Here is a 22,209-nt window from a genome sequence, read left to right on the forward strand (position 1 = left end):
TCGGTCTTGTTGCAAAGGGAGAAAACTGATGAAGCAGGAACTTCGCCATGACGGCGGTACGCGGGGGAAAACGTTGAACGTCCATTTCATCCTGCACGAGGATTTTGAAGTGCCGGGCGCGTATTGGGATTGGGCGCGGTCGCGCGGGCATCGTACGGCGTTGACTAAGGTTTATGAGTCGGAAGCGTTGCCCGAAAACGCGGACGGTATCGATTTTCTGATTGTCATGGGCGGGCCGCAGTCGCCCGATGAAGACAGGCAGGCTTTTCCGTATTACGACCCTGAAGCCGAGCTGCGCCTGATGCGTCAGGCGGTGGCGGCGGACAAGTACATTGTCGGCGTGTGCTTGGGCGCGCAGCTTTTATCCGTCGCCTACGGCGCACGGCACGGGCGTAGCCCGCACCGCGAAATCGGCGTGTATCCGGTCGAGTTGACGCAGGAAGGTTTGAACGACCCGCATACCGCCTTGTTGGGCGCGTCTTTCCTTGCGGGGCATTGGCACGGGGATATGCCCGGACTGACGGATGGGGCGGCAGTATTGGCGGCGAGCAAAGGTTGTCCGCGCCAGATTGTCCGCTTCTCACCCAAGCATTATGCGTTTCAGGCGCATTTGGAATTTGACCGCGCCGCCGTCGGCCTCTTGATTGCCGCCGACGGGCGCGAAAACTTGGCGGCGCAAAGCAGGACGCAGGCTTATGTGCAGCATCCTGATGAAATCGAGCGTTTCGATTTTACGCAGATGAACGCGAAACTCTTTGCCTTTTTGGATTCGTTGACCGAATCGGGGCAGGGTGGGGCGTGATGTCCCGCCTTTCATCAGTGCATCCTTTTATCCGACGACTTGAGCCATGATTTACCAAATACTCTCCTTATTGATTTGGGGCAGCTCGTTTATCGCCGCCAAATATACTTACGAGATGCTTGATGCCGCGCTGATGGTCGAGGCGCGGCTGTTGATTGCCGCGTTGATGGTGCTGCCTTCCTGTTACCGCCATTTCGGCAAGATTCCGCGCCGCGAGTGGAAGCCTTTGTTGTGTATCGCCTTTATCAACTACGTCGTGGTGTTGCTGCTTCAGTTTATCGGCTTGAAATACACGTCCGCCGCCAGCGCGATTACCATGGTCGGGCTGGAACCCTTGTTAGTAGTGTTTGTCGGTCATTTCGTTTTTAACGATAAAGCCAAGATTTACCACTGGATTTGCGGGGCGGCGGCGTTTGCCGGCATCGGGATGATGGTGCTGGGCGGTGCGGAAGAGGGCGGCGCGGTCGATTGGTTCGGCTGTTTGCTGATTCTGCTTGCGGGATTCGGTTTCGCCGGCGTGATACGGCCGAGCCAGCAGATGATTGCCCGCATCGGTGCGCCCGCATTTACTTCTGCTTCCATGGCGGCGGCGGCGGTGTTGTGCCTGCCGTTTTCGCTGGTGTTGGCTCAGAGCTATGAAGTCCACTGGTCGTGGGGCGGCGTGCTGTCGGTTTTGTATTTGGGGGTGGGATGCAGTTGGCTTGCCTATCTCTTATGGAACAAGGGCATGAACAAAGTTCCTGCCAATGTCTCCGGCCTCTTGATTTCGCTCGAACCCGTCGTCGGCGTCATCATGGCGGTATGGATTCTGGGCGAACATTTGTCCGCCGTGTCCGCTTTGGGCGTGTTCATCGTCATCGCCGCGACGTTTGTCGCAGGATGGCTGTCGAACAGAGGAAAGAATGCGTAAGGGGTCGTCTGAAAACGTCTAAATCAGGTTTTCAGACGACCTGAGAAGGTACGCGAGTATCTTGTTTTAATGTGGTTTTAAAAATATCAGGAGATTTTCGATGAAATATATGATTGCCCTGTTGCTTGCCGCTAGCCCCGTTTTGGCATCGGCTGCGCCCAATAACGACAAAGCTGCCGTCCAAGCAGCTATTGCCCAGTATTACAACCGACCGCTTGCGGCGCACAACTGTCAGCTTACTGAGCCGCCGAAAGACAGTGAGACAGCATCTGACAATATTATGTATTGTATGAAACCCGTTGCCGACCATAGCGTAACGCGCAACGGTAAAGCCACGCGCTATGTGTTGTACACGGGTTTTGCCTACGATATGAAGCTCAAAGTCAAACGGGACGCGCATGCTTCTTCGGGTCTGGCGGAATTGTTTGTTTTGGAAAAAACAGACGGAAAGTGGGCAATCAAACAACATGGAAGCGATGAAATCGGCGCATGGGGGGATGTGCCGGAGAATAAGGATTGGCGGTTTGTCCAAATGGGTGAGCAAAACTGGGGCTACACTGTCGAATCAGGCTATACGGGTCAGGGCGAAACGACGACCGGAGAAAATTTCCTGTTTACTGATAACAGCAACCGTGTCCGTAACAGCTTCATTAGCAACGGTAGAGATAATGGCGCACATTATGGCAATTGTGATGAATACAAAGGGCGGGAAAAACGCGATTGTGAAAACAGCTATGCCAGCATCGATGCGAAAATTACCTTGGACAAAAGCCGTCCTTCAGTCTCAGGCGTTTGGGCATTAAGCGCAACGGTGCAGGGGGTGGATGGCAAAAAACGTTATAAAAATCAGAAATATGCGATTCCTTACAACGGCAAGACACACGTTGCGCCGAAAAGCTATCCGCTCAATATTAAATATTGAGGCCGTTTGATTTTTTAACGAACCGCCGAACCCTGTCTCAAAAACAAAATCCCCATGAAACATACGCACAAACTTTGGATAGCCCTCATCCTCACCGGCATCGTCGGCGGCATGGTCGGCATTGCTTTGACGGAGCTTATGCACTTTATCCAGCACACGGCTTACGGTTACGGCACGGGCGGCGGGCATGTTTCCTTTCGGGAGGGCGTGGTTCAAACGTCGTCTGAACGCCGCATCCTCGTATTGATTTTGTGCGGCGTCGCGGTAGGGTTCGGCTGGTGGTCGCTCAAACGTTTCGGCAGACCGCAAATCGAAATCAAGGCAGCCTTGAAGCAGCCCTTGCAGGGGCTGCCGTTTTTGACCACCGTTTCCCATGCGCTGCTGCAAATCATCACCGTCGGACTCGGTTCCCCGCTCGGACGCGAAGTCGCCCCGCGTGAAATGACCGCCGCGTTTGCATCCGTCGGCGGCAGGCGTTTGGGTTTGGACGAAGATGAAATGCGCCTGCTGCTCGCCTGTGCATCGGGTGCGGGTTTGGCGGCGGTCTATAACGTCCCGCTCGCCTCCACACTTTTCATCCTCGAAGCCATGTTGGGCATTTGGACGCAGCAGGCAGTGGCCGCCGCATTGCTGACTTCCGCCACTGCCACCGCCGTCGCCCGCATCGGCTTGGGCGATGTGCAGCAATACCATCCCGCCCATCTCGATGTGAACATCCCGCTGCTGTGGTTTGCCGCCGCCATCGGCCCCGTTTTGGGCGCAACGGCGGTATGGTTTCAGCGCAGTGCCAAAAAATTTCCCCTCCTCAAGCGCAACGACCCGAAAATCATTCCTTTGGCGATTGCCTTGTTTGCCTTTATCGGCATCGTTTCCGTTTGGTTTCCCGAAATACTGGGCAACGGCAAGGCGGGCAACCAGCTTACGTTCGGCGGCATGACCGACTGGCGGTACAGCTTGGAAATGACCGCCGTCAAATGGTTCGTCGTCCTGCTCGCACTCGCCGCAGGCGCATACGGCGGGCTGATTACCCCGTCCATGATGCTCGGCAGCACCATCGTCTTCGCCGCCGCAGCCGCGTGGAACACCTTCTTCCCCGCCATGTCGTCTGAAAGTGCCGCCGTCATCGGCGCGGCGGCTTTTCTCGGCGTTTCCCTCAAAATGCCCCTAACCGCCATAGTCTTCATCCTCGAACTCACCTACGCCCCCGCCGCTCTGCTGATGCCTTTGTGCATCACGATGGCGGGCGCAGTGGCAACGGCAAGGAAAATGGGGTTTGAATAAGCAGGGCGGGGAAAAGTAGTTGTTTAAAAAGGATATAGTGGATTAACTTTAAATCAGGACAAGGCGACGAAGCCGCAGACAGTACAGATAGTACGGCAAGGCGAGGCAACGCCGTACTGGTTTAAAGTTAATCCACTATAAATGGCGGTAGCTGGCGGGGTGCCATATCGAGAGCAAGGTGAATCGGCTGTAAACGATGGCGGGATCGGAATTGAGAATGTCGCAGCAGAAAAAAAGGTCGTCTGAAAACTTGTTTTCAGACGACCTTTGCTTTGGGGATTATTTACCCGGCTGGGCTTCATAGTGGGGCGAATAAGGGCCGTACATGATGCCGTTCGTCGCGGACGCCGAAAGCAGGCGCGTGCCTGCAACTTGGGCAATATCGAATCCTTTGTCACCGACGGAGCTTGCAATCTGTTGGACGATTGCGCTCAACATTGCGCCGAGCAGGCCTTGTCCGGCAGTATTGTTGTTCTCGGTGCTGGAAGCCGTTGCAGAACCGTGCCACAACTCTTTTCCGGTTTTCGCGTCAACCAGTTTGGCTTCCGCCGTAACCCGGGTATCGCTTTGGATGAGTTGGTAGCTGGTGCCGTATTGGTTGATTTTTATATAGAGTACGGCATCCGCGCCGAAAATCCGATTGAGTTTTTCAAGGCTGACTTGATGGATGTCGTGCGCATTGTCCAGACCGTTTTGCTTGAAGGTTTCGGCCACTGCGGCAACCGGGAACACGTAATAGCCTGATTCTGCCAACGGTTGCGTGGAAGAGGCGAGCATCCCCGCACTTGCCTTGACTTCCGGCGATTCGTTTAAGGGGGGCAATACCAAAATGGAGCGGGGTTTGCTTTCCCTGAATGCGGAATAGTCGAAAGGCTGCGGCGCGGTAGCGGAACAGGCTGACAGTATGATAGCGGTTGCAGAGGCAAAAAGGGCGGTTTTCAGGCTGCTCATTTTCGGGCTCCTTTATTTTTCAACAGGAAGTCCATGAAGGCGGAAGATTCGGGGAACAGGCGTTTTTCGGTTTCGAAGTGTTCCGCTGCCGACTGATCCTGCCCCGCTTCGCTCAACAGCATTCCCAAATGGGCGTGTGTGCCGGGTGCTTCTTTTTTATTTTCGCTCCGGGTTTTCTGGAAATATTTTTCCATTGCGTCGATTTGTTCGCCTAGGGGTTTGCCGTCGCTTTTGAGGCGTTCGTAAACATCGGCATTGTTGTTTCCCCAATAATAAAGGGTCTGCTGAGGGTTGCCGCATGCGGCAAGCAGCAGGCAGAATGCGCCCAGGCAGCCTGTTTTGATGAGTTTGTCCATTTCAGACGACCTTTCAGCGGGCAGGCGTCCAAGCACCGCTTTCGATGCCGGCAACCAAATTATTGACTGCTTCGCGGATGGCCAGGTCCAATACTTTGCCGTTCAGCGTCGCATCGTAGCCCGCAGTGCCGCCAAAGCCGACGACTTCGCGGTTGGACAATGAAAATTCCCCTGCGCCCTGCGCTGAATAAACCACTTCGGAAGTGCGTACATCCACGACGTTCAACGCTACTTTGGCATAGGCGACTTGGGATTTGCCGCGTCCTAAAATCCCGAAAAGCTGATGGTCGCCGACATCCTTGCGGCCAAACTCGGTTACATCGCCGGTAATCACGTAATCCGCACCTTTAAGGGCTTGTGTTTTGCCGCCGATGCCCGCTTCCTGCTTCAGCGCGCTCAATTGTGTACGGCTGAGTACGTTGAAACGGTTAGTCTGTTGCAGGTGGGTCAGTAAAATGGTTTTCGCCTGACTGCCCAAACGGTCTTCACCGTCGGAAAATACGCCGCGCTGGTAAGTGGAGCGGTTGTCGAAGCTACCGATGGAAATAGGCGCGCGCGCACCGTGATAAGGGGTATTGTAGCTGCTGACTTTGACGGCTTCGATGGTTTTGGAAGACTCGGTCGCACAGCCGGCTGCCAAGGCCGCGGTTGCGAAAATGCAGAGGAATTTTCTGTACATATTTGATTACTCCTGGGTAACTCGGAATTTGGACTTTGTAGGGTAGATTATGCAATCCGACCGATTTTGCATTCTATGGCTGTTTGTTAATGTATGCAAGATTTAACTGTATGAAATTTTGAAACTATTTAAAAATGTTAAGTAGTTGGATATGCGAAAGTCGTCTGAAAACTTATGAACACGGTTTTCAGACGACCTTTTTTATCGAAAAATTGTCAACAATTTTTCCAGAAAACTGCTGCTAAAAAGCCGAAACTAGGGGATAATACCGCCCCTGAAAGTGTTTGTTTCCAGTTATAAATCTCTGTTTAAAAGGAATCCCCATGCCTTCCATCAAACGCGCCCTGATCAGCCTGTCCGACAAAAACGGCGCAGTCGAATTTGCCCAAACCCTGCACAAACTCGGTGTCGAAATCCTCTCTACCGGCGGCACGGCGAAGCTGCTTGCCGATGCGGGCGTTCCCGTGATTGAAGTCGCCGACTATACCGGTTTCCCCGAAATGCTCGACGGCCGCGTGAAAACGCTGCATCCGAAAATCCACGGCGGTATTTTGGGGCGGCGCGATTTGGGCGAACACGTCGCCAAGATGGAAGAGCACGGCATCGGCAACATCGACCTCGTGTGCGTCAACCTCTACCCTTTCGCCGCCACCATCGCCAAACCAAACTGCACGCTGGAAGACGCGATTGAAAACATCGACATCGGCGGCCCGACCATGGTGCGCTCCGCCGCGAAAAACTGGAAACACGTCGCCATCGTTACCGACACCGCCGACTTCCCCGCCATCGCCGCCGAAATGGAAGCCAATGGCGGCGCGTTGAGCGACAAAACCCGCTTCAATCTGTCGCGCAAGGCGTTCAGCCACACCGCCCAATACGACGGCATGATTTCCAACTACTTAACCTCGCTTTCAGACGACGTCTTGAGCGGCACGCCCGAAATCGGCGAATTCCCCAGCCAGTTCAACCAAAGCTGGATTAAAGTGCAAGACATGCGCTACGGCGAAAACCCGCACCAGCGCGCTGCGTTCTACCGCGATGTGTACCCCGCCGCAGGCAGCCTCGCCGCCTACAAACAACTGCAAGGCAAAGAATTGTCGTACAACAACATCGCCGATGCCGATGCCGCATGGGAAGCCGTCAAATCCTTCGATGCGCCCGCCTGCGTGATTGTGAAACACGCCAATCCGTGCGGCGTCGCCGTTGCAGCCGATACATTGACCGCCTACAAACTCGCCTACGCCACCGACACCACTAGCGCGTTCGGCGGCATCATCGCCTTCAACCGCGAAGTGGACGGCGAAACCGTCAAACAGATTACCGACAACCAATTTATGGAAGTCTTGATGGCGCCGAAATTTACCGCCGAAGCCCTCGAAATCGCCGCCGCCAAGAAAAACGTGCGCGTATTGGAAGTGCCTCTAGAAGCAGGTGCGAACCGATTCGAACTCAAACGCGTCGGCGGCGGGCTGCTGGTACAAACGCCCGACATCCACCGCCTCAACCGCGCCGATTTGAAAGTCGTCTCCAAACGCCAACCGACCGAGCAGGAATGGAACGATTTGCTGTTCGTCTGGAACGTCGCCAAATACGTCAAATCCAACGCCATCGTATTCGGCAAAGGCGGTCAAACCTACGGCATCGGCGCAGGCCAAATGAGCCGCGTGGACAGCACCCGTATCGCCGCCCGCAAAGCGCAGGACGCAGGCCTAGACTTAAACGGCGCGTGTGCCGCCTCCGACGCATTCTTCCCCTTCCGCGACGGCGTGGACGTCATCGCCGAACAGGGCATCAAAGCCATCATCCACCCCGCAGGCTCGATGCGCGATCAGGAAGTTTTCGACGCAGCGGACGAACACGGCATTGCGATGGTGGTAACGGGTGTTCGCCATTTCAGGCATTGATTCAAGTTTGATTGAAGCAAAGGTCGTCTGAAAAACCGTTTTCAGACGACCTTTTTGCATGGCGAGATAGGAAACGAATATACAAGATGAGCAAAAGGGTATCCCGATTGCCGTCATTAAGATGTAAAGCGGGGATGACGGGAAGGGTACTCTTGAGTTTAGTTTGCCGAATGGACGGATAGACGGGTTGTCCTGTTTATTGGTTCTCCCGTATCCATTTTTCCCAACGCTCGAACAGGGCGGGTTGCAGGGCGGCGATGACGGAGCGTTTGAAGACGTGTTCGCCGCTCCAGAAGTCGTCGCCTTCCAAAGTGGACAGGTTGCCGCCTGCTTCTTCAAAAATCAGCGCGCCGGCGGCGTAGTCCCACAGTTTTTGTCCGCCGTGGACGTAAACGTCGTAGCGTCCGCTGGCGAGGTAGCACCAGTCGAGTGTGCTGCTGCCCATGCTGCGGATGGTGCCGAATGGGGCGAGCGTGCTCATGCGGCTGGTGAGTTTGCCGGAGCGCAGGTATTTGATTTCGACGCCTGCGATGGCTTCGCTGAGTTTTTTGTCGACAGTGCGCAGGGGCAGTGGTGTGCCGTTGAGGTATGCGCCTTTGCCACGTTCGGCGTAGAAGCATTCGCCGCTGACGGGGTTATAGATGATACCGAGTTCGGCGCGGCCGTTTTTGACGAAGGCGACGGAAACGGCGAAATGGGGCAGTCCGTTGACGAAGTTGTTGGTGCCGTCTATGGGGTCGACGACCCACAGCCCGTCGGTATGCGCGTGCAGTTTCCAAAGGGTGGTTTGTTCTTGTACGCTCATTTCTTCGCCGAGCATGGGGCTGTCGATCAACAAGGGCAGGGCGGCGGCGAAGGCGGTTTGGGCGGCAAGGTCGGCTTCGCTGAGCATGGAGCCGTCTTCTTTGCGGTGCGACGGGGTATTCAGGAAGCGCGGCATGACTTCGGTTTGCGCGATGTGCCGGACGACTTTTTGCAATCGGTGTAACACTTTTTGTCCTTGTTTTTGCGGTTGGGGTGCGAAATCGTATAATCGCGTTATTATATCCGTTTTCACTTGAAGAACCATGTCCAGATTTTATCTGCCTGATGCTTTATATGCGGGGCAAGTCGTTGAACTGCCTGATAATGTTGTGCGTCATTTAAATGTTTTGCGCGTGCGCTGCGGGGAGGAGGTCGTTTTGTTTAACGGCAATGGCAAGGCGTATCCCGCGCGCTTGGATGTTTTGGAGAAACGCCGCGCCTGTGCGGAAGTGTTGCGCGAGGAGGAGAAGGACAACGAGTCGCCGCTGAAAATCACGCTGGTGCAGTCGGTATCGAGCGGCGAACGTATGGATTTTACTTTGCAGAAAAGCGTGGAACTGGGCGTAGTCGCGATTCAGCCGGTGATCAGCGAACGCTGCGTCGTGCGCCTGAGCGGCGAGCGGGCGGACAAACGGGTGGCGCGTTGGCAGGAAATTGTGGTGTCTGCCTGCGAACAAAGCGGCAGGAATATCGTGCCGGAGGTGCGCCCGCTGCTACCTTACCGCGAGGCTTTGAAACAGATGTCGTCTGAAACAACCAAGCTGTTGATGAGTTTGAACCGCGCCCAAAGTTTGCGTGCTGTCAAGCCGTTTTCAGACGACCTGATTTTTATGGTGGGGCCGGAAGGCGGCTGGACGGACGAGGAGGAGAGAATGGCGTTTGAGGCGGGATTCCAGTCGGTAACGCTGGGCAAGCGGGTGTTGCGGACGGAAACCGCTTCGCTGGCGGCGATTGCGGCGATGCAGACGCTTTGGGGGGATTTTGTGTAACCGAGGTCGTCTGAAAACGGGATAGGAAACGTAAATCCCTAGATAGTTTGAAAAGTCAGTTTTATTGAAATCATGGGTTTATATTTGTTTTTCAAGCCATTGCCTGCTTTACCTGTTTTGCGTCTTCGCGGCGTTGGGCAATTCATCCGTTTTCGCTTACAATAGCCGATTATCCGAATCAACGCTCAAAGGCCTTCACATGCAATACGCCAAAATTTTAGGTACCGGCAGTTATCTTCCCGCCAACCGCGTCAGCAACGACGATTTGGCGAAAAAAGTCGATACGTCCGACGAGTGGATTACCACCCGTACCGGCATCAAGTTCCGCCATATTGCAGACGAAGGCGAAAAAACCAGCGACCTCGCCGCCGAAGCATCGCGCCGCGCGCTGGTTGCTGCCGGTGTCGCTGCCGATGAAATCGATTTGATTATCGTGGCGACCGCCACCCCCGATATGCAGTTCCCATCCACCGCGACCATCGTTCAACAAAAGCTCGGTATAGAAAACGGCTGTCCCGCATTTGACGTACAAGCGGTCTGCGCGGGCTTTATGTACGCCTTGTCCACCGCCAATGCCTACATCAAAAGCGGTATGGCGAAAAAGGCTTTGGTCATCGGCGCGGAAACGTTCAGCCGCATCGTGGATTGGAACGACCGCACAACCTGCGTTTTGTTCGGTGACGGCGCAGGCGCAGTAGTGTTGGGCACGTCCGACGAAGCGGGCATCATCCACAGCAAACTCAAAGCCGACGGCAACTACCTCGACCTGCTCAACGTACCCGGTCAAATCGCCAACGGACAAGTTTGCGGCTCGCCCTACATTACGATGGATGGGCCGGGTGTGTTCAAATTCGCAGTCAAAATGCTCGCAAAAATTGCCGACGAAGTCATCAGCGAAGCAGGTTATACCCCCGATCAAATCGACTGGCTCGTCCCGCACCAAGCCAATAAACGCATCATTGACTCCACCGCCAAACACTTGGGTCTGGATATGGAAAAAGTCATCCTGACCGTACAGGAACACGGCAACACATCCGCCGCTTCCATCCCGCTCGCGCTCGATGTCGGCATCCAAAATGGTCAAATCAAGCGCGGACAAAACCTACTGCTCGAAGGCATAGGCGGCGGCTTCGCGTGGGGCGCGGTGTTGGTGAAATACTGATTTTTTGTTTGTTTCAAACTTATAGTGGATTAAATTTAAACCAGTACGGCGTTGCCTCGCCTTGCCGTACTATCTGTACTGTCTGCGGTTTCGTCGTCTTGTCCTGATTTAAATTTAATCCACTATAAAAGGTCGTCTGAAACTGCGCCGGTGCGGTTTCAGACGACCTTTTTGATGGATGCGTGTCCGTATAGTGAATTCAAGCAGGGGTTATCCATGTCGTTATTCCCGCGCAGGCGGGAATCCATTTTTGAATTGCAGCAATTTCTTTCCAAACAAAGATTTCTTGAGCTTGCCGATGAATTCCTGCCTGTGCGGGAAGGCAGACGGCAAGTGTCATATCAAAAGAAGATGATCAGCCCTATATCCGCTTAAAACTTAAAATATGAAAGGTCGTCTGAAAACCTGTTGCTTTGGTTTTCAGACGACCTTTCATCATTCAGACCTTATGAAAGTCCAAAAAATGCGCTGTTCGATCAGACACAGATGGAATTTGCCGTATGATTTTCCTGCTTCGTACAGAGTATTTATTTACCGTCCCGTGTACCGCCGAAACCGATATCGAAGGCCGAATTTTTGAGTTTTCCTGCAATCGAGTCGGCATTCGGACCAAAGACGCCCAGTTCGTAATTACCTGCCGGAGCATATTCCGGATTATCAGGATTGCCCGACCTGGCAACATCGACATTGCTTCGTACACCCATGACTTCCTGTCCGTCCAGATTGATTTTTTCGAGCTTGCCCTGTCTCAACATGATGTCTCCAAAATCTAATTGAAGCGAGGAAATTTTTCCATGGCCGGTACGTTCGTCGAAATCTATGGTGTATTCCAAAGAACCGGGACTTGTGCCGTAGCCAATAGTACCTTCTACAGGTTCGGTTCGTTCGTTAAAAGCATCGCCGTGATAAACCACCTTGCCCATTTTAGGCAAGGCTGACTCAAGTGTCGGGGTGCCGCTGATTTGGATATCTGTAACCTCTCCAGTGTAGCCGTTAGCTTTCAGCTTCGTTTGCGTAATGCCTGTAACTGTCGAGTAAGGCAGTTCGTAAATCCGCTTGGCACTTCCATCCGGCATGGTTGCCAACGTCAGCTTCGGCTCTTTGGGAGCGTTGCCTGCTGTCTGGTCTGTTGGCGGTTGGGTTGCAGGCGTTTGCGGTTTGGTGTTGTCTGCTGCTTGGGTTGTAGGTGAATCGCCGCTGCTGCCACCTGATTGATCTGCGGCCGGTGTGGTTGCAGGCGTTTGCGGCTTGGCGTTATTTGCTGCTTGGGTTGAGGGAGAGTCTCCACCGCTGCTGCCACAGGCGGCAAGTGCGACTGCGAGGATAGACAAAGAGAAGGCGCGTGATAGGTATGTCATGATATTTTCCCTAAGCTCGTTTATGGACAATGTAAAGGATAATGTAAAGATTTTCTTCGGGTGCGAAGATGTCCATTCTCTTATGTTTTTTATAATTTTTCAAGAAGTTATTTTGGATTTTGGTCAGTTTTTTGATAGGGGGTTAAGAGGGGAGTTTTTCATTTAATTACATTGAAGCAGGGAAGGGGAAAAGCTTTTTGTATGCGTCAATTTATTTTTCAAATGTCCAATTCAATGCTTGTAGATACTTCCTAGTTCTTTTCACGCAAAAAAGGTCGTCTGAAAACGTGCAGTTGCTTCAAACCGACACCGTTTCAGACGATCTTTTATTCATTATGGTTAAATTCTGCATAAATTATGATAAATCGGTATAATTGGAAAACTGATTATCCAATACATTTTTTCCTTAATATAAAAATAAAATGAACCATAATAAACATTACGGGACAATCGCCCATTGGTTCGGGGAAATGAGCCGCGGCTCCATTATTTGCGACGAATCTTCGCAACGCATCTTTGCCAACCGCCAATCCCTCCACCCCGATTATCAAGAACCTGAAACCGGACACCGTGTCAGCTTTCAAATAGAAACGGAAAACAACCGCGCCGTCGCAAGGGATGTCGAGCGCGTCAATCCAGGTTATAAAAACAATGACAGCGCGGTCATTACACTGACCGACTGGGATTGGTCGAAGAATGGTGGTTATGGAATGGATGTTTCAAACGAAGGGCAGCCGGTCTTTGTGCTGGGACAGTTTCTTGCCGACCAAACCCGTACGCCTCGGGCGGGCGACCGTCTTGAAGGCACGCTCCGCCGTCATCCCAACGGACAATGGCTGTTGGTCAATGCCGTTATCCGCAGTACGCCTGAGTCCGAACCCGAGCCTGAATCGATACACGCTGCGTCCGCCCAAAAAGCGCAAGGTCAAACCGTACACTTTTTCCGTCCGGAACACGGTCCTAAAGTTGAAGTCAAAATCGAGCAGCCGTTGGTTGCCGAAACCCGTTATCCCGCTCCGAAATCCGCCCAAAAGAATCTGTTGCCGCCCAATCAGGTCATGAGCGGTACGATTACTACATGGGATGATGCCAAAGGCTACGGTTTTATCCGTTTCGGTGACGAATCCCAAAATATTTTCTTCCACATCAGCGCGTACCATTACAATACCTGCCGTCCGCAAACAGGGCAGCGCGTCAGTTTCTACTGCAACCGCCCGATAGAAGGCAACCGCCAACAAGCCGTCAAGGTTGTCCGGCTGGGCGACGAAGCATTCCTGTTTGACGAATTGCCACCCGACTACAACAGGCTCAATATCGATATGCAGGCACTCCTGATCAACAGCGTCATCGCCGTCGTTTTCCTGACCGTTGTCGCCGTACTTTCCAATAAACTGTTTTTCATTTACGTCCTTATCAGTATCGCCGCCTTCATCCTCTATCAACAGGACAAGCAGACGGCGATGGAGTCCGCGCGCAAAATCAGACGTAAAAACGAATACCAAAACCGTATCCCAGAAAACAAACTGCACGCATTCAGCCTGCTGGGCGGCTGGCCCGGTGCATTGGTTGCGCGCGCCGCGTTCCGCCACAAAACCAAGAAAGTTCCTTTTGTTCAGATTTTCTGGCTGACAGTGGCAATAAATGTTGCCATTACCTATGCCCTGCTGATACATTACGCCGATAATCCTCTGACGAATTTTCTGAAAAACTAAACTGAAACAAAGGAATATCATGTCTTTTGCATTTTTCTTCCCCGGTCAGGGTTCGCAAAGCCTCAATATGATGGACGGTTTCGCAGGACAATCGGTCGTAAAAAACACCTTCGACGAAGCTTCCGCCGTATTGGGTCAAGATTTGTGGGCGATGATTAACGGTACGGACGCCGACCTCATCGGGCAGACCGTGAATACGCAGCCCATTATGCTGGCTGCCGGTGTTGCCGTTTACCGTGCTTATCTTGAAGCGGGCGGCAAAACGCCTGCCGTCGTTGCCGGCCACAGCCTCGGCGAATACACCGCACTTGTTGCTGCCGGTGCATTGGATTTTGCGGATGCAGTCAAACTCGTCCGCCTGCGCGCCGAACTGATGCAGTCTGCCGTACCGCAAGGCGTAGGTGCGATGGCGGCGATCCTCGGCTTGGAAGATGAGCAGGTTAAAGCCATTTGTGCAGAAGCCGCGCAAGGCGAAGTGGTCGAAGCCGTCAACTTCAATTCGCCCGGACAAGTCGTGATCGCGGGTAATGCCGCCGCCGTCGAGCGCGCCATGAATGCAGCCAAAGAAGCGGGAGCCAAACGTGCGCTGCCGCTGCCTGTATCCGTTCCTTCGCATTGCAGCCTGATGAAGCCTGCTGCGGAAAAACTTGCCGAAGCGCTCAAAACTGTTGAAATCAAACAACCGAAAATCCGCGTCATCCATAATGCCGATGTTGCCGCTTACGACGATGCAGAGAAAATCAAAGACGCACTCGTCCGCCAGCTTTACAGCCCTGTACGCTGGACGGAAACCGTCAACGCACTCGTTGCAGAAGGCATTGCCGAATCCGCCGAATGCGGACCGGGCAAAGTGTTGGCAGGTTTGGCAAAACGCATCAACAAAGAAGCCGTGTGCAGCGCTTTGACCAATTCTGAACAAGTCGCTGCCTTTATCGAAGCGCATTAAACTTGCCGCTTTTTGTGTTTCAGACGACCTTTCTTAATGAAAGGTCGTTTTTTAATGCCTGTCGGTTGTGTTTGGATAGGGAAGGGACTGGCAGCAGGAGGGTGTTTCTTATTCCAATCCACTATCAATTTATTTTGAACATTTAAGGTCGTCTGAAAAAACTTTACAGAAATAAAAATTGTTATTCATTTAAAAACAGCAATTTCGTCGCATCGGTAACTTCATTGCGATATAATCATAGGCTTTACCAATCCGACAGATTAATAAAATATTCAATCTGCATTAATCCGGAACACCGAGCCAATGATAGAAAAACTGACCTTCGGCCTGTTTACCCAAGAAGATTCGCGCAGCTTCATGCGCTTGATGGCTTACATCCGTCCTTATAAAGTCCGCATCATCTTTGCTTTAATTGCTATCTTCGGCGTTGCCGCCACCGAAAGCTACCTCGCCGCCTTCATTGCACCCTTGGTCAACCAAGGCTTCGCCCCGCCTTCCGCGCCGCCCGAACTCAATACAGCAGGCGGCATCGTCGCCACGCTGCAAAATTGGAAAGACCAATTTACCTACCTGATTTGGGGTACGCCCAATAAAGTCTGGGTCGTGCCGGTATTTTTTATCTTTTTAGTCATCATCCGAGGCATCAGCCGCTATGTCAGTACCTATCTCTTGACTTGGGTTTCCGTTATGGCAATCAGCCATCTGCGCCGCGATATGTTTGCCAAGATGCTGCAACTTTCTTCCAAATTCCATCAGGAAACCCCGTCCGGCACAGTTTTAATGAACATGGTGCAAATGGCGGAACAATCCATCAGCAACGCCAGCAATGTATTTATCGTGCTGACCCGCGACACCATGATTGTCATCGGTTTGGTCTGCGTCCTGCTTTATTTGAATTGGCAGCTCAGCTTGGTCGTCGCCCTGATGTTCCCGCTGCTGTCTTTGTTGTCCCGCTATTACCGTAATCGTCTGAAAGACATTATTGCGGGAGCGCAACTCAGTATCGGTACCATGAATAATGTCGTCAACGAAGTCCATCAAGGACACCGCGTGGTCAAACTCTTCGGCGGCCAACGTCAGGCTGCCGAACGCTTCACCGCTGTCAACGACACCATCGTCCGTCTCGGTAAAAAAATCACTCAAGCGACTGCGGCACGTTCCCCGTTCAGCGAACTGATTGCTTCGTTTGCTTTGGCCGTCGTTATCTTTATTGCCCTTTGGCAGAGTCAGCAGGGGCATACCACCATCGGCGAATTTATGGCATTTATCGTTGCCATGTTGCAAATGCTCAGCCCGATCAAAAACTTGGCGAACATCAGCATCCCCATGCAGACTATGTTTATTGCTTCTGATGCCGTTTGCCAATTCCTCGATACCGAGCCTGAAAAAGATAACGGTACAAAAATCCTGACCAATGTCGAAGGTCGTCTGAAATTTGATAACGTCGATGTCCGCTACCACACAGACGGTAAAAAAGCCTTGGACAGCTTTAATCTCGATATCCGCAAAGGCGAACGCGTAGCCCTGGTCGGCCGCTCAGGCAGCGGTAAATCTACTGCCGTCAACCTGCTTCCGCGTTTTGTCGAACCGAGCTCGGGCGCGGTTTATTTGGATGATGTGAATATCGAAGACATCAAACTCGACAACCTGCGCTCCCAGTTCGCCCTTGTTTCGCAAGATGTCTTTTTGTTTGAAGGCACGCTTTGGGAAAACGTCCGTTACAGCCGTCCCGATGCCACTGAAGAAGAAGTATTGGCAGCCCTCAAAGCCGCGAATTTGCAAGATTTGGTTGAAAGCTCGCCGCATGGTTTGAACCAACAGATAGGTGCAAACGGCAACCAACTCTCCGGCGGTCAGCGTCAACGTGTCGCCATTGCCCGCGCCATTCTGAAAGATGCCCCTATCTTACTTTTGGACGAAGCCACCAGCGCGCTGGACAACGAATCCGAACGCCTCGTCCAACAAGCCCTCGAACGCCTGATGGAAAACCGCACCAGCATCATCGTCGCCCACCGCCTGACCACTGTCGAGCAAGCCGACCGCATTATTGTCATGGACGACGGTCATATCGTTGAGCAAGGTTCCCACGATGAATTGATGGCGCAAAACGGCTACTATGCCATGCTGCGCAATATGCCGAAGCAGGCAGTGAATTAATCTTAACGGAACCCACTTTACTCGTTTTCAGATGACCTTAAAGCAAAACTTACTTTAAGTGTCTTCTGCTTTTATGTGAGATATATTTAAACCAATCAAAAGGGATAAAAATGAAACCTTTCATAAGCATAGGTATATTAACTTACAATAATCCAATATCCGAGATAGAAAGATGTTTGGAAAGTATTTTCAGCCAAACATACGGCATAGATAGCATAGAAGTTATCATCCGTAATCAGGGAAATAAAAAATTAGTTGAGCAAATTAAATCTTTAGCCGAAGGAAAAGGTTGGGAGATTAAAGTTTATCATGGGGAAAATATTGGGTTTGGTGCAGGACATAACCAAATTTTTTCTGAAATTTCAAAACAATCTACGGCATATCTTTGCATGAATCCGGATGGATTTTTACATGATGAAGGTCTCGAAAAATTAGTATCTTTCAGTCAAAAAAATGATTGGCACGGTATCGTAGAAGCAATACAAGAACCAATTATGCATCCCAAAACTTTCAACCCTAAAACAGGTTTGACTGATTGGTGTTCCGGTGCGTGTGTGCTTATACCGAACGCTATTTATCGTCAGATAAACGGTTTTGATGATGACTTTTTCCTGTATTGTGAAGATGTAGATTTATCATGGCGCGTCAAAGCCACAGGTTATCAGTGCTACACCTGTGCCGATGCCTTTTTCTTCCATTATGCAATGGACAGACAATCAAGAGAATCTGAAATTTGGCGTGCTGCAACTTTTCTTGCTTATAAATGGCGTTCTGAAAAATTCCAAGAAACAGCAATGAAAATGTGGCTTCAACATGTGGATATGAAAAAAAACGATCTATTGAAGCAGCTAGAGCACCTGTCTCAGCATTCCGTAACAGAAGTATTGAAGGCTAATCCGAATTTTAATAATGGCCTTTATTTTGCACAACCAATGTGGAGTTAAGCCATGAATCAGACCGTTTCTATCGTCATCCGTACTATGCCGGGAAGGGAGCATTTCTTAGATAAATGTCTTTTCATTTTGTCGGGTCAGCAATACCAAGATTTAGAGCCTATTGTCGTTGCGCAATGCAAAACAGATTCGGAATCTGTTGAAAAAATTGATGTGCTTATTGCGAAATGGAAAAAACATTTTCCTAAAATAAGTTTCCTGCACCACATTTCCGATACTGATGCGCGCGCCAAAAGTCTGAATATGGGCATGAAATATGCTTCCGGACGCTATCTTGCCTTTCTGGATGATGATGACAAAGTTTATCCGCATCATTATCAACAAATGGTTCAGGCTTTACAAAAAAGTAAGTTTTCATGGGTATATTGTGAAATTGTCAGAGCAGACTTTAATAAAGATGGTCAGTTAGTATCCCGTTCCTATCCTTTTAGGAGAGGGGACTATTCATTTCATGATCATATTAGGGGAAATTTTATCCCTATCCATGCCTTTGTTGTAGATAGGGAGCGAGCTAAAGATATAGGTTTCGTTAATGAGACTCTATGTAAGAATGAAGATTATGATTTTCTATTGCGGTTGGCATTTAAATATGAACCATTACATATCCCGAATTATAGTGCCGAATATTGCATTCGGTCAGACGGCACTAATACAGTCCTATCGCATGGAACATTAACCCATATAGAAGCGATACAAAAAAGACAAGAATGGGCAGAGGCAGACAGACAACTTTACCAACTAAAAACGGAACAATTCGGATGGTGGATTAAAGAAATTGATACTGCTTCGATTTCCAATCCCTCTTCCAACCATTTAGGCGGTCATGCTTCTGCAAAAGTCTACTTGTTAAAGATTTATCATTCTTACACTTGGAAAATTCTCCGCTTGGGTAAAAAAATCAATTGGCTTTTCAGGAGGCGTCCTAAAAAGAAAAACAGTATTCCGGAGACTGAAAGCTTGGCACGAGCTGAATTACTTAAGATCGTTTTTTCTCCAGCTTGGTTAATCTTAAGTCCTTTGTATTGTGTAGAGCAATTTCTAAAAAAAATACTCAAAAAATAAATTTCCACAAACTCATATTTCTTTTTTTATATTAAGGGATATGAAATGTGTCTTCAGACGACCTTTTTGCCTAAAGGTCGTCTGAAAGCAAAATCTCTTCTGATTAACCGCATCACATCTTAATCATGAATAAAACCATCATCCTAGCCGTTCCCTATATGTACGGGTTGGACAAGTGCATAGAGAAAAACCTGCGCTTCCACGGCTTCAATGTCATCAATCTCTGTTACGACGACAGGGACTCATACTATCCGCACATAGGCTGCCGTATTCTCGGTTTATATCATAAACACATTAAAAAAGACGGCGATTACAAGAAAAAACTGAAATATTCCCGCTACCGCAAGCAGATAGCCGAAAAACTGGCTTCCTTGGAAGGTGGCAAAGCAGACTACGCCCTTTGCATCCGCGCCAATATTTATCCCAAAGAAATCATCGCCGCTATCCGAGAGCACAGCAAGATATGCGTTAACTATCAATATGACGGTATCGACCGTTTTCCCGACATCATCGAATATTTGCCTTATTTCGACTGCTGCTGGGTGTTCAATAAAAACGATGTGGAGAAATACCCCCAACATCATTTTAAAGCAACCACCAATTTCTATTTCGATTTCCCGATTGAAAGAGAGGGGAGGGTGGAAGGTCTTTATTTTTTAGGAGGTTATGAAGAACGAAGAGAACATCAAATCTCCGTTTTTCTCGATGAAGCACGCAGGCTGGGGCTGTCTTTGGATTTCCACATCTACTGCAAAGACGACCGCGCAAGCAAAATTTTCGGCAACGACGGCATTACCTATTTGGACAGACAAAGCATCCTGAGCTTCGAGCAAAACCTGCAAAAGGTCAAAAACTGCCTGGCAATCGTCGATTTTGTCCAATTTGAAAATTACGGCCTGTCTTTCCGCGTATTCGACGCCCTGTGTTTCGACAAAAAACTGATTACCACCAATCAGGCCGTAGCGGAATGCGACTTCTACCATCCCGACAACATCTTCATTTGGAACGGAGAAAGCCTTGACGGATTGGAAGACTTTTTCAGACGACCTTACCATCCCGTTTCCGAAGAAATAAAAAACAAATACGCCTTCGGCAACTGGGTTCGCCGAATCCTCGACATATCAGACAAAGCATAAACAGACACCATGCCGACCGAACAAAAAACGATTATTCTGGGCATGCCCGCCGACAACCAAATCTACCGCGTCATCGAAGCCGCCCTAGAGTATCACGGCTTCAACGTCGTCAGCGTCGTCATGGACAACCTGAATTTCCGTTATCCCTCCCTTTCCTGCCGTCTGAAAATCAAATTCAGGCAACTGGTGCTGCGGGACAAAAACGCCAAAAAAGACTTTAAATCCGCCCAATTGATCCGAGACGTTGAAAACAAACTGGCAGCGTACGGCAGGGCGGATTACACCCTATTTATTCGCGGCGACATCTACTCGCCTGAGTTTCTGGATATGATTAAACGCCATACCCGTCCCGGCAATATGGTCAACTACCAATGGGACGGCATCGACCGTTTCCCCGCCATTTGGGATTGTGCCGACCGGTTTGACCGTATTTACGTTTTTGATCCCGACGATATGCGAAATCCGAAACATCCCTTCCTGCCGACCACCAACTTCTATTTCGACCACGATGTCAACCTGCCCGAAAACCCGCCCAACGATTTCTATTTCATCGGCTGGCATATACCCGAACGCGCCCCGATTATTTCCGCGTTCGGCAAAGCGGCTGAAACGATGGGCTGGAAGCTCGACTTCAATATCGGCTGTTTGAATACCAATGTAAAAAACCTCCGCCGTTTTTATCCTACGGAAAACATCAAAGTCTTCATCGGCATTAGAAGTTTCGCCGACAACATCGAAGCCGCCAAGCAGGCCAAAATCCTGATAGATTTCAAAACACCCGTTCACAACGGCCTCTCGTTCCGCCCCTTCGAAGCCCTCGGTTACCGCAAAAAACTGATTACCACCAACGCCGAAATCCAAAAATACGATTTCTACCACCCCGACAACATCTTCGTTTGGGACGGTAAAAGTTTGGGCGGTTTGGCAGAATTTGTCGCCAAACCCTATCGTGAGCTACCCCCCGAAATCTACCAAAAATACAGCTTCGGCAACTGGTTGCGCTATATTCTGGGCATACCGCCCCATCAAAAAATAACCCTGCCCGAATAAACGGAGAGGTCGTCTGAAATTTGCCGATATAGCAGATTGAAATAGGCAATTCCAGCACCGTCATTCCCGCGTAGGCGGGAATCTAGAGATTTGAGATTACGGTAATCTCTAAACATCTCTGAAAGATTAAGATCGGGATTCCCGCCTACGCGGGAATGACAGTACAGAGGTTTCTTATTTCTTATTTTGTTTCAGACGACCTCAAAAATTAGATTCATCACACTATTTATGCTATAAGGTCGTCTGAAATGAACAGACTCCATTCCCAAAACAAGGAAGTAAACATGAGCACACAAGATTTAAGCGGCAAAATCGCATTGGTAACAGGCGCATCGCGCGGTATCGGCGCAGCGATTGCCGACACGCTGGCGGCGGCAGGTGCCAAAGTCATCGGTACGGCGACCAGCGAAAGCGGCGCAGCGGCGATTAGCGAACGTCTGGCGCAATGGGGCGGCGAAGGCCGTGCATTGAATTCCGCCGAACCCGAAACCATCGAAAACCTGATCGCCGACATCGAAAAAGAGTTCGGCAAGTTGGACATTCTGGTCAACAACGCCGGCATCACCCGTGACAACCTCTTGATGCGTATGAAAGAAGAAGAGTGGGACGACATCATGCAGGTCAACCTCAAATCCGTGTTCCGCGCCTCTAAAGCCGTATTGCGCGGCATGATGAAGCAGCGCGCCGGCCGCATCATCAACATCACATCCGTCGTCGGCGTGATGGGCAATGCCGGTCAGACCAACTATGCCGCGGCAAAAGCGGGCTTGATCGGTTTCTCCAAATCTATGGCGCGCGAAGTCGGCAGCCGCGGCATTACCGTCAACTGCGTCGCCCCAGGCTTTATCGACACCGATATGACCCGCGCGCTGCCTGAAGAAACCCGCAAAACCTTCGAAGCGCAAACTTCGCTGGGCAAATTCGGCGAAGCGCAGGACATCGCGGATGCGGTATTGTTTCTCGCTTCCGACCAAGCGAAATACATCACCGGTCAAACGCTGCACGTCAACGGCGGTATGTTGATGCCTTGATTCGGCTTGGAAAATAAAGAAGGTCGTCTGAAAACGGATTTCAG

Annotated in this window: 20 protein-coding genes and 1 pseudogene; 15 read left to right on the forward strand and 6 right to left on the reverse strand. The window is 50.8% G+C overall.

The window, feature by feature from the left end:
- The first annotated feature begins 28 nt into the window (after positions 1-28).
- From HMPREF2954_RS10485 to HMPREF2954_RS10500, 4 genes are all read left to right on the forward strand, one after another.
- A complete protein-coding gene (locus tag HMPREF2954_RS10485) occupies positions 29-802 on the forward strand; it encodes a glutamine amidotransferase-related protein (RefSeq protein WP_045072420.1) in 774 nt (257 codons plus the stop codon).
- Positions 803-848: 46 nt separating this feature from the next.
- Positions 849-1,712 carry a DMT family transporter gene (locus HMPREF2954_RS10490; RefSeq protein WP_003761865.1) on the forward strand — a complete coding sequence of 288 codons (864 nt, stop codon included), beginning with the start codon at positions 849-851 and terminating at the stop codon, positions 1,710-1,712.
- 100 nt (positions 1,713-1,812) lie between these two features.
- A complete protein-coding gene (locus tag HMPREF2954_RS10495) occupies positions 1,813-2,634 on the forward strand; it encodes a hypothetical protein (RefSeq protein WP_045072419.1) in 822 nt (273 codons plus the stop codon).
- A gap of 54 nt (positions 2,635-2,688) precedes the next feature.
- A complete protein-coding gene (locus tag HMPREF2954_RS10500; RefSeq protein WP_070689123.1) occupies positions 2,689-3,915 on the forward strand; it encodes a chloride channel protein in 1,227 nt (408 codons plus the stop codon).
- 279 nt (positions 3,916-4,194) lie between these two features.
- Here HMPREF2954_RS10500 and HMPREF2954_RS10505 read toward each other — a convergent pair whose 3' ends face one another.
- The 3 genes from HMPREF2954_RS10505 to HMPREF2954_RS10515 are packed head-to-tail and all read right to left on the reverse strand — an operon-like array spanning position 4,195 to position 5,901.
- A complete protein-coding gene (locus tag HMPREF2954_RS10505; protein ID WP_372338598.1) occupies positions 4,195-4,857 on the reverse strand; it encodes a DUF799 domain-containing protein in 663 nt (220 codons plus the stop codon).
- 5 nt (positions 4,858-4,862) lie between these two features.
- Positions 4,863-5,222, reverse strand: coding sequence for a DUF4810 domain-containing protein (locus HMPREF2954_RS10510; RefSeq protein ID WP_039406100.1), 360 nt, complete (start codon positions 5,220-5,222; stop codon positions 4,863-4,865).
- A 13-nt stretch (positions 5,223-5,235) separates the two neighbouring features.
- A complete protein-coding gene (locus tag HMPREF2954_RS10515; RefSeq protein ID WP_045074279.1) occupies positions 5,236-5,901 on the reverse strand; it encodes a CsgG/HfaB family protein in 666 nt (221 codons plus the stop codon).
- Positions 5,902-6,224: 323 nt separating this feature from the next.
- On the opposite strand from HMPREF2954_RS10515, the gene purH reads away from it, so the two are divergent.
- Positions 6,225-7,805 carry a bifunctional phosphoribosylaminoimidazolecarboxamide formyltransferase/IMP cyclohydrolase gene (purH, locus tag HMPREF2954_RS10520; protein ID WP_045074277.1) on the forward strand — a complete coding sequence of 527 codons (1,581 nt, stop codon included), beginning with the start codon at positions 6,225-6,227 and terminating at the stop codon, positions 7,803-7,805.
- 196 nt (positions 7,806-8,001) lie between these two features.
- On the opposite strand, the gene HMPREF2954_RS10525 is transcribed toward purH, so the two are convergent.
- On the reverse strand, positions 8,002-8,796 hold the full coding sequence (locus HMPREF2954_RS10525; RefSeq protein WP_036492236.1) for an inositol monophosphatase family protein: 795 nt from the start codon (positions 8,794-8,796) through the stop codon (positions 8,002-8,004).
- Between the two features lie 76 nt (positions 8,797-8,872).
- Here HMPREF2954_RS10525 and HMPREF2954_RS10530 point away from each other — a divergent pair, with 76 nt between their 5' ends.
- The gene (locus HMPREF2954_RS10530; protein ID WP_045074274.1) at positions 8,873-9,598 is read left to right on the forward strand and encodes a 16S rRNA (uracil(1498)-N(3))-methyltransferase; all 726 of its coding nucleotides are present in this window, start codon (positions 8,873-8,875) and stop codon (positions 9,596-9,598) included.
- Positions 9,599-9,797: 199 nt separating this feature from the next.
- Positions 9,798-10,760 carry a beta-ketoacyl-ACP synthase III gene (locus tag HMPREF2954_RS10535; protein WP_045074272.1) on the forward strand — a complete coding sequence of 321 codons (963 nt, stop codon included), beginning with the start codon at positions 9,798-9,800 and terminating at the stop codon, positions 10,758-10,760.
- A gap of 22 nt (positions 10,761-10,782) precedes the next feature.
- Here HMPREF2954_RS10535 and HMPREF2954_RS13125 read toward each other — a convergent pair.
- Both HMPREF2954_RS13125 and HMPREF2954_RS10545 read right to left on the reverse strand, forming a co-directional pair.
- Positions 10,783-10,893, reverse strand: a pseudogene (locus tag HMPREF2954_RS13125) (IS5/IS1182 family transposase); the annotation flags it as partial.
- A 394-nt stretch (positions 10,894-11,287) separates the two neighbouring features.
- The gene (locus HMPREF2954_RS10545) at positions 11,288-12,118 is read right to left on the reverse strand and encodes a factor H binding protein domain-containing protein (RefSeq protein ID WP_045074269.1); all 831 of its coding nucleotides are present in this window, start codon (positions 12,116-12,118) and stop codon (positions 11,288-11,290) included.
- A 422-nt stretch (positions 12,119-12,540) separates the two neighbouring features.
- On the opposite strand from HMPREF2954_RS10545, the gene HMPREF2954_RS10550 reads away from it, so the two are divergent.
- From HMPREF2954_RS10550 to fabG, 8 genes are all read left to right on the forward strand, one after another.
- On the forward strand, positions 12,541-13,830 hold the full coding sequence (locus HMPREF2954_RS10550) for a DUF1294 domain-containing protein (RefSeq protein WP_045074266.1): 1,290 nt from the start codon (positions 12,541-12,543) through the stop codon (positions 13,828-13,830).
- Between the two features lie 19 nt (positions 13,831-13,849).
- A complete protein-coding gene (gene fabD, locus HMPREF2954_RS10555; protein ID WP_045074264.1) occupies positions 13,850-14,776 on the forward strand; it encodes an ACP S-malonyltransferase in 927 nt (308 codons plus the stop codon).
- Between the two features lie 303 nt (positions 14,777-15,079).
- A complete protein-coding gene (gene msbA, locus HMPREF2954_RS10560; protein ID WP_045074261.1) occupies positions 15,080-16,933 on the forward strand; it encodes a lipid A export permease/ATP-binding protein MsbA in 1,854 nt (617 codons plus the stop codon).
- A gap of 110 nt (positions 16,934-17,043) precedes the next feature.
- Positions 17,044-17,877: a glycosyltransferase family 2 protein gene (locus tag HMPREF2954_RS10565; protein WP_045074259.1), complete on the forward strand. Its 834-nt coding sequence runs from the start codon at positions 17,044-17,046 to the stop codon at positions 17,875-17,877.
- A gap of 3 nt (positions 17,878-17,880) precedes the next feature.
- The gene (locus HMPREF2954_RS10570; RefSeq protein WP_045074257.1) at positions 17,881-18,948 is read left to right on the forward strand and encodes a glycosyltransferase family 2 protein; all 1,068 of its coding nucleotides are present in this window, start codon (positions 17,881-17,883) and stop codon (positions 18,946-18,948) included.
- A gap of 125 nt (positions 18,949-19,073) precedes the next feature.
- Positions 19,074-20,084: a WaaS/CpsH family glycosyltransferase gene (locus HMPREF2954_RS10575; RefSeq protein WP_045074254.1), complete on the forward strand. Its 1,011-nt coding sequence runs from the start codon at positions 19,074-19,076 to the stop codon at positions 20,082-20,084.
- 9 nt (positions 20,085-20,093) lie between these two features.
- Entirely contained in the window at positions 20,094-21,134 is a 1,041-nt protein-coding gene (locus HMPREF2954_RS10580) for a WaaS/CpsH family glycosyltransferase (protein ID WP_045074252.1), read from the forward strand.
- 284 nt (positions 21,135-21,418) lie between these two features.
- Entirely contained in the window at positions 21,419-22,165 is a 747-nt protein-coding gene (fabG, locus tag HMPREF2954_RS10585) for a 3-oxoacyl-ACP reductase FabG (RefSeq protein ID WP_003684588.1), read from the forward strand.
- The last annotated feature ends 44 nt before the right edge of the window (positions 22,166-22,209 follow it).

The sequence above is a fragment of the Neisseria sp. HMSC067H09 genome, from assembly GCF_001814135.1.
Classification (GTDB): Bacteria; Pseudomonadota; Gammaproteobacteria; order Burkholderiales; family Neisseriaceae; genus Neisseria.